Here is a 14,337-nt window from a genome sequence, read left to right on the forward strand (position 1 = left end):
GTAAATAAAGAATCAATAAAATACTTATGAAACATAAAATGAAATCTTTCGGTTTACTATTCTTTTTGGGAATGATCTCTTGTACGAGCAATGCGGGAGAAGTAAATGGGGATCTACGGACTGTTCTTGATGCTCAAATCAATAATTCTGTGATTGATATTCCCAAAGGAACCTACATCCTTGATTTGAAAGATGGAAAACAACCTTACTTATTTAGTTATAAAAAAAATGTTCAGGTCAAGGGAAATGGTTCGACAATTATTTGTAATTATCAGAAACAGGCTTTTAGTTTTGAGTATTGTGAAGATATGGTCTTTTCTGATTTGACAATAGAGTATGATCCGCCTTGCTCTACACAAGGTACGATTACTCAAATGTCGGCCGATGCAAAGACACTTCAAGTGGAGATACATGAAGGGTATCCGATGCTGAATCCGGAAACAGTGCAGAATAGAGTACATTTCTTTGATAAAAATACCCGGGAGTTGATTTGGAATCTTTATACCAATGAAATAAAAGATCCGATTGTTTATTTAGAGGATCGTAAAGTACAGGTAAATTTGACAATGCCTAAGGTCGGAACTTATGAAGTCGGTGATTTTGTTGTATTCAATAATATTCCTACTACTTATGTTGGTCATTGTATCATTATGAATCATTGTAAGAATCTGACAATGTCCGGTATAACCATTTATGATTCTCCTGCTTTTCATTTTGCCGAACATTATTGTGAAAATACACATTATTATCGTTGTATTATCGATCGGAAAGTAGATGATCCCAAATATCCTCAAGATAGGTTACGACCTGGTATTGCTGATGGAATTCATAGTAAGCATGCGACAATAGGACCTACTATAGAGGAATGTGTTATTCAGTATACAAATGACGACCCGATAGCAATTAACGGGAATTTTTATCCGGTATATAGGGTAGATAAAGAATATAAACAATTGTATATTTTGGCAAGGGATTATAATCTTGCAGATGTAACTATCAAGAAAGATGAAAATGTTGTTGTTGTTTCGAATGATGGGGTCTATCGTGGAGAGGCTAAGCCCACACGAGTGACGTTGTCAGCCGATCCTACCGCAGAGGATATAAAGAAATGTTTGTCTTATTTTAAAGATATTAAAGATACCCGGTATATAAGAACTGTAATGGTTCGTTTTTCAGCGGAAGATTGGGATAAAGTTAGTAATGTCACTCCGGGTGATGTGATTTATTCAACTGACAGAATCGGGGCGGGGTTCCGGGTTATCAATAATAAAATTGGCCATGTTCCGGGAAGAGGAATATTGATAAAATCATCAGATGGAAAAATACAAAATAATGAAATAACATATACTGGTGCCGGTGCAATAATTATTGCTCCTGAATTTAATTGGATGGAGGCAGGACTATCGAGAAATCTGGAAATAAGTGGTAATCACATAGAAACGTGTATGTTCCGCCAAAATTTGAAGCGTTCTCAGGCAGCTGCTATTTCCGTAGTATTGGAAGCGTCGAATGGTGATTTGGCACCTGCAGGTGGTTTTAAGAATATCATTATTCATCGTAATACGATAAAGAATTGTCCAAAACCGTGTGTGTTTCTCAATGCGATAGATGGTGGCTATTTTTATAAGAATACGATTGAACCTGCTACTTGGGTACGAGATCATGGACAGAATTTTTTAATTCGGAATGATATGGAGTATGTAACGAAGTATGTGAAAAATATTGTTACGGATAAAGATCCTGTGGGGACAGGGTTGAGTCAAATAAAACACGATGGGGAGAAATTGATTCGTGTAGACAATAATGGATATGTAAGCTTAAATGGATATCAAGAAAAACAGGTGAAAATGAGAGTTTTTGATGCTTATGGACAGTTAATTCTTGAAGATTCTTTTTCTGGATATTCTTCGGTTACTTTACATCGGCTTAAACAGGGGATTTATATTATTAATCTTATTTGTAATGATGAGAGTTTTTCTAAAAAGTACTCTGTTTTCTGATATTACAGAGGATACTTTTATGCAGTAATTCCTGTGTTTTGAAAATATTTAATATTATGAAAAAGTTTTTTGTAAATCTTCTGGTGATTTTTCTTCTTTCTATCACTTCATTCGGTACTTTGTATGCAAAGACTATTTTGCCTGGACTTATAGGTAATGATATGGTCTTGAAACAGAAATCAAAAGTTGCATTTTGGGGTTGGGACGAGCCAGGGACGGATATATCCGTAGAGACAAGTTGGAATAATAGGAAGTATGTGGCAAAAACCGGATTGGATGGTAAATGGAATATGTATATTTCTACCCCTGAAGCTGGAGGACCCTATCATATATTGATCAATGGAACGGACCGGATAGAACTGAATAATGTTTTAATAGGTGAAGTTTGGTTTACCAGTGGGCAATCTAATATGGGATGGTCAATCATAGAAGAAAAGAATGCTGAAAACATATTGAAAAATGCCGACCATGCCAATATTCGTTTGTTTCATGTTCCGCGTCATGTCTCAGACCGGAAGGAATCTGTTTTTGGTAAGAATGCTGTTTGGAAAGAATGTAATGCTGAAACTGTTCGACATTTCTCGGCTATGAGTTACCATTTTGCCGTTTTCTTACAAGAACAGTTAAATGTTCCGATTGGAATTATTTCTGCCTCTTGGGCCGGAACAGGTATTGAATCATGGCTTTCTTATGATTTACAGGCCTCTGACGATAATTTGAGAAAAGCGACAGACAGATGGTGGAAATGGAAGAAGGATTTTCCGCATGATAGCATTGCATACGCAGAGAAATTGGCTTTGCAGGAAGAAAATTTGGCAAAAGGTACTGCCCGGGAGATTGTTAAAAAACCGAAAAGTGTTCATATGCTGGAACGACCGCATTGTAAGCCCGGTTCCCTTTATAACGGAATGGTTCATCCTTGCATGCCCTATACCATATCCGGGCTGATCTGGTATCAAGGAGAAAATAGTGTGGAATGGGCCGATGAATATGAATATCAATTGCAGAGTATGATTGATAGTTGGAGAGCCGGTTTCCATTTGGATTTTCCTGTTCTTGTCGGGCAACTGACCAATTTTAACTATCCGTCTGCCGAACGGGCAGCGATTTTGAGAGATGCACAGTTAAAGGCACGTGAGAAAAAAGATACTTATGTCATCTGTACGATTGATATTGGAAATGCGGATGATGTACATCCGGATGATAAATTGCCTTTCGGACAACGATTTGCTGATATGGCATTGAGTAAGATATATGGGAGAAAAAAAATTGCAGATTATCCGGTGGCGGAGAAAGCAGTGGCTAAAGGAGATAAAATAGTAGTGAGCTTTAATCTTGTGAAAGAATTGCGCATAAAAGGAGGGGAACTAAATGATATTTGGGTGACTGATGCTACCGGAGAAAAGCGAAAAGTGAAAGCTTTTACTAAAAGAAATAAATTAATAATAGGTTGTGAAAATATTCAGAATCCGGTAAAGGTGAGTTATGCTGTAGAAAATAACGTGAACGCAAATCTATATAATAAAAATGGCTTACCGGCATTTCCTTTTACCCTGCCGGTGAGAATGTCTGAAAAATAAATGGAAAACTAATATTATGATGATATGAGAAAGTGTGTATTGATTACTTTTTTATCGTTTATTCTGTGCGGAGTGGAAGTTTGTGCGAAATCAATGGATTTTATAACTATAGAAACGGCCGGATTGAATATGTTTTTTACTATTTCGGAAAATAAGAAGGTCTCTTTTCTGTATTTTGGAGATAGATTGGTTTCCGATAGCCGGACTACTGTTTTAAATAAGGAATACAAGCTCAGGCGTGATGGTCGTTCGCTTATACCGGAGATTTTTCCTACTTCCGGAGACTTTTTGGATCCCGCTTTGCAGTTGACACACGCTGATGGAGTATTTACTACCGATCTATATTATGTAGAGCATAATACGATAAACATGGATGATAATGTATCTGAGACGACCATTCGACTTAAAGATAAATTATATCCTCTTTTTGTCAATATTGTATTTAAGGCATATAAAAAGGAGAATATTATCGCTCAATACATAGAATTGGAAAATGGAGAACAAGATGCCATCAAGATTGAAAAAATAGCTTCGGCTTATCTTCCTTTACATCGTAAGTCTTATTATCTCACTCATTTTTATGGAGGATGGGGAGCTGAAATGAAAATGAAAGAAGAGCAGTTGACACCGGGAACAAAGAGCATAGAAGCACGGACCGGGATTTTGACAACGGAGTCGGTGAATTCTTCCTTTATGCTTTCGGCAGATGCTCCGGCACAAGAGGGAACAGGTGAGATATATGCCGGATCATTAGCCTGGTCGGGGAATTATAAAATGACTTTCGAACTTGATAAATATGGTATATTGCATATGGTAGGGGGGATTAATCCATATGCTTCGATGCTCCTGATAGAACCGGGAAAGAAAATTAAAATGCCGGAAATGATTTGGACTTATAGCTCTTGCGGTCGTGGGCAGATTTCAAGAAATTATCATGACTGGTGTCGTAAGTACGCATTGGCGCATGGGAATGAGATACGTCCTGTTGTCTTGAACAGTTGGGAAGGCACTTATTTTAAGTTTGATGAGAAAAAGGTGAAAAGGATGATTGATGCTGCTGCTGATTTCGGTATTGAAATGTTTGTTCTTGATGATGGTTGGTTCGGTAATAAATATCCTCGCGATGATGATCGGTGCGGGTTGGGGGATTGGCAGGTGAATAAGAAAAAACTTCCCGGAGGGATCGGTCATTTAGCGGATTATGCACATAAGAAAGGTGTAAAGTTCGGGATTTGGGTAGAGTTGGAAATGGTGAATCCTAAAAGTGAATTAGCCGAAAAACATCCGGAATGGATCGTTAGAAGCGGTAATCGGGAGCTTTTATTAGTCAGAAGCCAATGTGTATTGGATTTGACGAATCCGGAGGTACAGGATTTTATCGTCGAAACATTTGATGATATAGTAAGTAGTTCGTCTAATATTTCATACATCAAATGGGATTCGAACCGTTTTATCAATCGTGCCGGTTCGGAATATCTTCCGGCTGACAAGCAGTCTCATTTTTGGGTGGATTACATTAATGGTTTATATTCTGTTTATGACAGAGTACGTAAAAAATATCCGCATATCACTATTCAACTCTGTTCATCGGGTGGAGGACGCTTGGATTTTGGTGCCTTAAAGTATCATGATGAAGTTTGGGCCAGTGATAATACGAATCCGCTGAGCCGGATATTTATTCAATACGGTACTAATATGTTTTTTCCGGCTATCGCTACGGGTGCTCATGTTTCGATCAGTCCTAATCATCAAACAAAAATGCATGCATCGCTGAAGTATCGGTTTGATGTGGCTATGGCCGGACGTCTGGGCATGGAACTACAACCTGAAGATTTGCAGGGCGATGAACGTGTTTTTGCTAAAAACGCGATAGAAACCTATAAACAGATTCGTCCGATAGTGCAGTTCGGTGACTTATACCGGCTTGTTTCGCCTTATGATGAGGGCGGATGGGCGGCATCCATGTATGTTGATAAAGATAAAAAAAATGCAGTTGTGTTTGCTTATAGTTTCGAATTTCACGGTAGAGATTGTTTCTTGGAATTTAAATTGGATGGCTTGGACGAAAAAAAGAAGTATAAACTGACAGAACTGAACAGAATGGGCAAGAAAAGTTCCTTTTGGGGAAATGACAAGATCTTTACAGGCGAAGAATTGATGAAGATGGGGATAAATGTAAATGATAGTGCCATGTTTGATAGCTTTGTTTTTATGATTACAGAAGTTAATTGATAATGTTAAAGAATCGGATTATGATAAGAAAATTTGTAGTGATTATTCTTGGATTATTGGGCATTGCTGATTTATCCGCGATGATTAAGGTATCCGGTGTTTTTGCCGATAATATGGTTATTCAGAGGGATGCTCCTGTCAAAGTATGGGGATGGGGAGACAAAGGAGAACTGGTAACTGTGATATTTAATGGGCAAAACCTGAGAACCCGTACAAATAATGACGGTTATTGGGAACTTCAACTGAAAGAAATGCCTTTTGGCGGACCTTACGAGATGATTGTTTCAGGTAAAAGCAATGAGATTAAAATCAAAAATATTCTGATAGGAGACGTGTGGGTTTGTAGTGGACAGTCGAATATGGAATTCCAGGTAAAGTTGTCCGCAAATGCTCCAAAAGAGATTGAAGCGGCCAATTATCCGATGATTCGCTCTCTGAATGTTTCACGGACTGTGAACGCATCGCCTCAAGAAGATATGGCAGGTGAGTGGGAAATCTGTTCTCCTTCTACTGTTGGCAATTTTACGGCTGTAGGATACTATTATGCGCGTGAACTTTACAGACAATTGAATATTCCGATTGGAATTATACATTCGTCTTGGGGAGCTACCGGAGTAAGGACATGGACAAGCAGAAAAGCATTTGATATGCTTCCACCGGCAATGTCGGCCGATTATAATCAATTGGCATTAAATGATTTCGGAAAATTCCAAAGAGAGAATTCCGATAATAAGAAACGATTTGAAAAAGCACTGGCTAATGATATCGGTATGGCCGAGAAATGGTATGAGCCGGAGACGGACATATCCTTGTGGAAAGAGGTAAATCTTCCCAGAGCGTGGATGGGAACAGAGCTGGGAACTTCGTTAGGAAATGTGTGGTATTGTAAGAAAATAAACCTTTCGGAAAAGGTGGTTGGAGAGTCGGGTACCATATCGTTGGGAGTTATTGACGACGGTGATATTGTCTGGATAAACGGTGTGAAAATTGGAGAAGGATACGGTTATGATAAACGGCGTATTTATGATATACCCGAAGGGCTTTTGAAAGCAGGGGAGAATACGGTAACGGTTCGGGTTAATAATTCCTCTTATACGGGAGGCTTTATCTCCGAACCGGAGAACTATTATCTTGAAACAAAGGGGAAGAATAAATTTCATTTTCCTTTATCGGAAAAGTGGAAATATAAAAAGTCTGCTGTCAGCATGGATTATGGTTATGTGGAAATAGGGCCGAATATTGCGCCTTCGCTATTGTATAATGCGATGATTCATCCGTTGATAAAGTTTCGTATAAAGGGGGTGATCTGGTATCAGGGCGAACACGATACGGTTCGGGCTTATGCATACAGAACCATGTTTCCGAATCTGATAAATGACTGGCGTCGGCAATGGGGATACGTGTTTCCGTTTTATTGGGTATCGTTAGCGAATATAAATTCGGAAGATATCTTACCTAAGGATAGCCCATGGGCTGAATTACGCGAAGCGCAAACAATGACGCTAACTTTGCCGCAAACAGGACAGGCTGTTATTTATGATATCGGTGAAGCATATAATATACATCCGGTGAATAAACAGGAAGTGGGCAGACGGCTTGCGTTGGTGGCAATGAATAAAACATACGGTCAAACAGACACGGTATGTGAGGGACCTGTATATCAATCGTTTCGGAAGGAAAAGGATACAATTATTGTATCTTTTGATAACGCGGAAAAAGGATTGTGTACTAAAAACAATAAATACGGATATGTCACAGGTTTTTCTATTGCCGGTAAAGACCGGAAATTTGAGTGGGCGAAAGCTTATATCCAAGGAGATAAGGTAGTGGTGTTTTCAGATAAGGTAAAAGATCCTGTTGCTGTCCGTTATGCTTGGTCTAATAATCCGGGAGCCAATTTATATAATAAAGAAGGATTGTTGACAGTGCCTTTCCGCACTGATTCATGGGAGGAATGTACAAAAAATAAATAGTAATCTTAAAAACAAGATCAATGAAAAAGGTTATATTAAGTCTGCTATGTTTAATATGGGGAATGCAAGTGAACGCTGCCGATATGTCCATCTTGGATTTTGGCGCAAAACAGAATTCCCGGGATAATTCGGCAGCTATACAGGCTGCTATAGATAAATGCGCATTGAGTGGAGGAGGAACGGTGTATGTTCCTGCGGGAACTTATCTAACCACAACGATATTCCTTAAGAGTAATGTTCATTTATTCCTGCATAATGGAGCTGTATTACAGGGAGTAACTGATCCTAAAGCTTACAAAGGACGCGCTATTGTTGTCGGAGAAAATATCAAAAATACTTCTATTCAGGGAGAAGGATGTATTGATGGACAAGGTAATCATAAAAACTTCCAGTTTGGTGATGATAAAGGTCGTCGCCCTCATGTTGTATTGTTCGAGAATTGTTCCAATGTCAAGGTAAAGGATGTATTTCTTTATAATTCTGCATCGTGGACATTACGTTGTGCCAATAACGATGGGGTAATTGTGAACAATATAAGGATCTATTCTCATGGTAATCATAATTGTGACGGAATTGATATTAACAGTAGGAATGTCGTCATATCTGATTGTATCGTAGACTGTGATGATGATGGCATTTGTTTTAAAACGGATATTCCCGGATTTGATGTGGAACATGTGACAGTGTCTAATTGTGTTATAGCTTCCAATTGCAATGGTATTAAATTCGGTACCGGATCTTTTGGTACTTTTCGGAATATAAGTATCAGTAACTGTGTTATAAAGAAAGCCTCTGAAAACAATGTTCGTAACTGGCGAAAGATGTTAAGGGGTATTTCTGCAGATACAACAGTTATTTCCGGTATAGCACTTGAGGTTGTTGACGGTGGGACAATGGACCGGGTGGTTATCAATAATATTTCGATGCAGGATGTACAGACTCCCCTGTTTATCCGTTTGGGAAACCGTAGGGGAAAAGGAGTACTAAAGAATATTATCGTTTCAAATATCGTGGCTGAGAATCAAAGTTTAATAACTTCATCGATAACGGGAATCCCCGGTAGTTATGTTGAAAATGTTACTCTCAGAGATATTATGTTTAGCTATACAGGAGGGGCGGATGAAAACGATGCTTCTATTGTTGTTCCGGAAAAGATAAATGAGTATCCCGAAAATAGAATGTTCGGTCCGGTACTGCCGGCTTACGGTCTGTATATTCGGCATGTAAAGAATCTGACGATGGAAAACATACAATGTCGTTTACGGAAACCGGATTATAGACCCGCATTTATTTTCGATGATGTGCATAATGTAAGTCTGAATAATTTTCAGGTCGATCTTCCTCAGGGAGAGGCCCCTATAGTATATTTGAATGAGTCTTCGGATGTTGTGTTTTCCGGGTTTCGTACATCGGAAGAAGCTCCTTTATTTTTAAAGATCGATGGTGAAAAAAGTAGACGTATCGATGTTAGATCCGTCAATTTTGATAGAGTCCGGAAAGAGACAGAATGTGGGGAAACAGTAAAAGAAGGAACAATTTACAGGTTAAATTCTATATTATAATAAAATGGAAAAACACACGAAAAACGGTATTAAATGTTGGAATTTAGGATTCTTTCAACAGAGATTCCTATATCTATGTTTGGTATTTCTGCTCGTCTCAATGACATCTGTATGGGCTGGGAATACGATTGAGACTACTTTTGCAAACGTAAAGACATTGAAAGGTACAGTAGTAGACTCAAAGGGAGAGCCTCTTATCGGAGCTACTGTATTGGTTCAAGGTACAACATTGGGAACGATTACGGATGTAGAAGGAAAATTCTCTGTTCAGGCTTCGGTAGGTGCTACTCTTGAATTTTCATATTTAGGTTATAGTACGGTAATTTATAAAGTAAAAACCTTGGGTGATATTTTTATTACTATGACTGAAGATGTCCATATGGTAGAAGAGGTCGTAGTAGTAGGTTATGGAGTACAGAAGAAAGAGACTGTTACGGGAGCAATATCTTCTGTGAATACGAAGGTATTGGTACAGTCGTCTCAGGCTAATATCAGTAATGCTCTTGTCGGGCGTTTACCTGGTTTGACAGCTGTTCAGAAATCGGGTGAGCCAGGTAATGACCAATCTATTATCCGAATCCGGGGGATTGGTTCTTTTGCAGGTTCCTATGATAGTGATTTACAGAATCCTTTGGTGATGGTGGATGGAATAGAAGTGGCAAACTATAATAATATCGATCCGAATGAAATTGAAAATGTCGCTATTTTGAAGGATGCTTCGGCTACGGCGGTATATGGGGTACGCGGTGCTAATGGAGTGATATTGATAACCACCAAACGAGGAATGGTAGAGAAACCTAAATTGAGTGTATCGACCAGTTATGCCATAAATTCATTTACGAATTTACGCGAGCCGATGGATGCATATAATTGGGCTGTTCAACTAAATGAAACACGGAAATATGATGGTTATTTGACTGGAAACTACGATCCGGTATTTACGGATGAGGAGATTCGGAAGTTTAAAGATAATTCCGATCCTGTATTTTATCCGAATACGAATTGGGTGGATATGCTGTTTAAGGAAACAAGTCTTCAAACTCAGCATAATATTAACTTAAGAGGAGGTACGGAAAGAGTGAAGTATTTTGCTTCATTAGGTGTTTTTACACAAGGTGGTATGTATAATAATACAGATTTGGTACCTGATTATGATGCGCAAGTACGTTATAAAAGATATAATTTTCGTACGAATTTTGATTTTAAGGTAACAAAACGACTCGATGTAACGCTGAATGTATCTGATCAGCTGGAATTTGTCAATCGCCCTAATGAGGATACCGGAGTTGTTCTTTCGTATGCTTTTGCACATCCGCCTACATCGGGGCCGGGAGTAGTGGATGGTAAAGTGATTGAAAACTTGGATGGTCGGTATAATTATTCCAGAAATCCTGTAACGCGAATAATGATCAATAGCGGGGCATTAAAGAACTATTCCAATCAGTTGAATGTTTCGGTGAAACCAACTTACGATCTTGGTTTTTTACTTAAAGGTCTGAGTGTTCACGCTATGATTTCATATCAACAATGGAATTGGCACAGTACCCGCTATTACAAAGAGGTTCAAACTTATAAAGCTGTGAAAAAACCGGACGGTTCACCGAGTTTCCTTCCTCAAGGGACTCCGTCGCCTTATGGGCTTACTGAATCTCTTAGTCAAAGAGGAAGAACTTATTTTGAAGCCGGAGTGAATTATTCGGGAGAATTTGGTGATCATAAGGTAAGTGCTTTGATGTTGTATAATCAAACAAAAGATAATAATCCCAATTTATTATATAAGATTCCGAGTGCTTATACCGGTTTGGTAGGTCGTATTACTTATTCTTATAAAAACAGGTATCTTGCTGAATTTAATGCCGGGTATAATGGTACTGAGAATTTTGCAAAAGGACATCGGTTCGGGTTCTTTCCTGCATATTCTTTAGGATGGGTATTGAGCGAAGAAAGTTTCTTCCCGGAAAATAAGATTGTGACTTATGTTAAAATCAGAGGTTCCTATGGTGAAGTTGGAAATGATAAGATTGGAGGCCAACGCTTCCTCTATTTGCCTACTGCTTACACTTATAACAGTTCGGATAATAATTCGAATGCTACGGCAAGCAATAATGCTTATCATTTTGGAACAATCGGTCTCGATTATAAAAAATGGGATCTGACAGCATCGGAAGGAAAATTAGGGAATCCTGATTTAACATGGGAACGTGCGAAGAAAATGAATATCGGAGTAGACCTTTATTTTTGGGAAGGGAGAATTAAATTTACGGGAGATTATTTTAGAGAATTGAGAGATAATATCCTGGCGAATAGAGGTAGTGTACCTGTCATTGTCGGAGCTGATTTACCTGCTTATAATTTGGGTAAAATGAAGAATTATGGTTTTGACGGTGAAATATCTTATAATGACCGTATCGGTGATTTTAATTATTGGATAAAAGGGCTGTTTACTTTTGCCCGTAATGAGATATTGAAAATGGATGAGGTTGACAGGGCTTATCCGTATATGCAGCGGACAGGGAAACCGTTTGAACAGTATTTCGGACTTATTGCTGAAGGATTTTATAATACTTGGGAGGAGGTAAATGATCCGAATCGTCCGGTATCTATCTGGAATAACAATAAGTTGCAACCGGGTGATGTCAAATATAAGGATGTGAATGGGGATGGTATCATTAATAATAATGATATGGTTCCTATTGGCTATAGCCCTTTCCCTGAGATCTCATACGGATTTTCATTGGGAGGAAGTTATAAGAACTTTGATTTTTCCGTTTTATTTCAAGGAGCGGCAAACTCATCGAAAAAGGCTTCAAAGAAATTCTATCAAGGCTGGCAACAAGATGGATCGGCCTTGGATTTCTTGAAAGATTGGAGTTGGACTCAAGAAAAATATGAAAGAGGCGAGAATATAACATTTCCACATGTTTCGGCTAACAGGTCACAGGAACATAATTATCAGAATTCGACTTTATGGATACGTGATTCAAAATATCTGCGTTTGAAAAATGTGGAATTGGGATATACATTTACCAATTCGATATTGAAAAAAGTACATATTGAGTCGGCGCGTATATATGTGAATGGAACGAATCTGCTTACTTGGAGCGGACTGTGGAAAGGTGAAGATCCGGAAGTTCCTTCTTATAACGATAATAATTATGAACCGTATCCTATAGTAAGAACGGTTAATATGGGACTTAACATTAATTTCTAATACACAATAAAAATGGAAAAAAAATATATAAAAACCGCTGTTCTATTTTTAAGTATATTCTTGAATACAATATGTTTATCATGTGATGGATATTTGGAGAAACCTCCCGGAGTGGATGTTACTGAAGATACGATTTTTTCGTCACCGATACAAATCGATTATTTCGTTGCCGGAACTTATTTTATGGGAGTAAAAAGTGATTTTCCATACTGGAACCAACATGATATGAGTGATATCGGTTCGGGAGCTGCAACAGATGAAGCCGAGATAACCCAGGGGTGGTACTGGTGTCAAGCTCCGTGGAACGCTGGAGGAATGAATCCTAGTAATACAGGGGATCTTAGGTTTGCGACTCACTGGAAAGCTATACGAAGAGCTAATACGATATTGGAACGCATAGATGATGCTCCTTTTCAAGATGATGCTTTCAAACGTCGTGTCAAAGGAGAAGGGTATTGTATCCGAGCACTTAATTATTTTGAGCTGTTTCGTAAATATGGAGGTGTCCCGATTCTTCGTGAACGTGTTGCTTTAGGAGGGGATCTTAAAATTCCACGGAATACGGTTCAAGAGGTCGTTCAATTTATTTTGGATGATTGCAAAGAAGCTATAAGACTTTTACCGAAACCAAATGAGTTAAATACTTCCGAAAGAGGGAGACTCACTAATTTGGCTGCAATGTGTTTGAAAGCCAGGACTTTACTCTATGCTGCGAGTCCCACTTTTAATACAGATAAACCTTATCTGAATTTTGGTGCAAATAATGATCTGATAGTTTTAGGAAATTATGATAAAGAGCGCTGGAAAGCGGCTGCAGATGCTGCTAAAGATGTTCTTGATGAGGCTACCAAGACAGGTGTGGCTCTTGTAAAAGGAAGGAAGGATGAAAGCGGTAAGGATATATCCTATTTATACGTATGGGATAATCCGGATAATGAAGAGGTAATTCTTGCTGATCAGTGTAGAGGAAAAGTCGGTACAGGACACTTTCCATGGAATGGACAAATACCGAGTGTTGTCGGAGGTTCGGGTGGAGGACTTTGTATGACATTTAATTTTGTTATGAAATATGAGAAGAAAGATGGAACTCAGCAGACATGGAATATGAATGGAGGAGATGATCTGATGCAAAAATATGAAGAATTGGATCCTCGTTTCAGACAGACGGCAACTTATCATGGTCAACCTTGGAATTCTACGGATAATCTTTCTATGGACATGTCTCAGACTGGCAATGATAAATGTATTACAGGGCAATATATGCATAAACCGGTACCACTTTCAGTTAGCCGGAGAGATAATGTGCAGGTTGAACCTAAAGGATGTATTTTCAGATTGGCAGAATTCTATTTAAGTTACGCAGAAGCTTTGAATGAATATTATGATACTCCGCCTACAGAGGCTTATGATGCTGTAGACGAAATTCGTAAGCGGGCGGGTATGCCTTCTTTATCTCGGAATCTGACTCAGGAAGAATTCAGAGAAAAAGTGCGGAATGAAAGAGCTATAGAGTTGTGTATGGAAGGACATCGTTTGTTTGATGTCAGACGTTGGGAAATATGTGAACAGGAAGGGATTATGAAAGGCGATATGTACGGAATTAAAATCTATAAGATAGATGGTACGAAAGAATGTCGATATGAACCTTATGTTTTTGAAGTGAGGACTTTCAACCGTAAGATGTATAGGCATCCGTTTTCTACCGGTGAAATGGATAAAGGTTATCTAATTCAAAATCCGGGATATTGATATGGTTATATTTCTTGAACTTTTAAATAG

Annotated in this window: 7 protein-coding genes; all 7 read left to right on the forward strand. The window is 38.5% G+C overall.

Annotated features, from left to right (window positions below; all coding sequences use genetic code 11):
• The first annotated feature begins 26 nt into the window (after nt 1-26).
• Genes K8P02_RS03325 through K8P02_RS03355 form a run of 7 tightly spaced genes read left to right on the forward strand, consistent with a single transcriptional unit; the run spans nt 27 to nt 14,307 of the window.
• On the forward strand, nt 27-2,000 hold the full coding sequence (locus tag K8P02_RS03325; RefSeq protein WP_223381998.1) for a T9SS type A sorting domain-containing protein: 1,974 nt from the start codon (nt 27-29) through the stop codon (nt 1,998-2,000).
• Between the two features lie 56 nt (nt 2,001-2,056).
• Nucleotides 2,057-3,580 (forward strand): sialate O-acetylesterase, encoded by a 1,524-nt coding sequence (locus K8P02_RS03330; protein ID WP_025867712.1) that lies wholly within the window; start codon nt 2,057-2,059, stop codon nt 3,578-3,580.
• A 24-nt stretch (nt 3,581-3,604) separates the two neighbouring features.
• Nucleotides 3,605-5,812, forward strand: coding sequence for an alpha-galactosidase (locus tag K8P02_RS03335; protein WP_025867713.1), 2,208 nt, complete (start codon nt 3,605-3,607; stop codon nt 5,810-5,812).
• Between the two features lie 20 nt (nt 5,813-5,832).
• Entirely contained in the window at nt 5,833-7,785 is a 1,953-nt protein-coding gene (locus K8P02_RS03340; protein WP_223382002.1) for a sialate O-acetylesterase, read from the forward strand.
• Nucleotides 7,786-7,805: 20 nt separating this feature from the next.
• Complete coding sequence (locus tag K8P02_RS03345; protein WP_025867714.1) at nt 7,806-9,347, forward strand: glycoside hydrolase family 28 protein; 1,542 nt, start codon at nt 7,806-7,808, stop codon at nt 9,345-9,347.
• A 4-nt stretch (nt 9,348-9,351) separates the two neighbouring features.
• Nucleotides 9,352-12,558 (forward strand): SusC/RagA family TonB-linked outer membrane protein, encoded by a 3,207-nt coding sequence (locus K8P02_RS03350; RefSeq protein WP_025867715.1) that lies wholly within the window; start codon nt 9,352-9,354, stop codon nt 12,556-12,558.
• Between the two features lie 12 nt (nt 12,559-12,570).
• Entirely contained in the window at nt 12,571-14,307 is a 1,737-nt protein-coding gene (locus K8P02_RS03355) for a RagB/SusD family nutrient uptake outer membrane protein (protein ID WP_025867716.1), read from the forward strand.
• Nucleotides 14,308-14,337 lie beyond the last annotated feature (30 nt).

Origin of the sequence: Bacteroides nordii (assembly GCF_019930665.1) — a bacterium.
GTDB lineage: Bacteria > Bacteroidota > Bacteroidia > Bacteroidales > Bacteroidaceae > Bacteroides > Bacteroides nordii.

Coding starts and splice junctions, on each gene's coding strand:
- K8P02_RS03335 (WP_025867713.1), top strand. CDS start 3,605: ATGAGAAAGTGTGTATTGATTACTTTTTTATCGTTTATTCTGTGCGGA.
- K8P02_RS03330 (WP_025867712.1), top strand. CDS start 2,057: ATGAAAAAGTTTTTTGTAAATCTTCTGGTGATTTTTCTTCTTTCTATC.
- K8P02_RS03340 (WP_223382002.1), top strand. CDS start 5,833: ATGATAAGAAAATTTGTAGTGATTATTCTTGGATTATTGGGCATTGCT.
- K8P02_RS03350 (WP_025867715.1), top strand. CDS start 9,352: ATGGAAAAACACACGAAAAACGGTATTAAATGTTGGAATTTAGGATTC.
- K8P02_RS03325 (WP_223381998.1), top strand. CDS start 27: ATGAAACATAAAATGAAATCTTTCGGTTTACTATTCTTTTTGGGAATG.
- K8P02_RS03345 (WP_025867714.1), top strand. CDS start 7,806: ATGAAAAAGGTTATATTAAGTCTGCTATGTTTAATATGGGGAATGCAA.
- K8P02_RS03355 (WP_025867716.1), top strand. CDS start 12,571: ATGGAAAAAAAATATATAAAAACCGCTGTTCTATTTTTAAGTATATTC.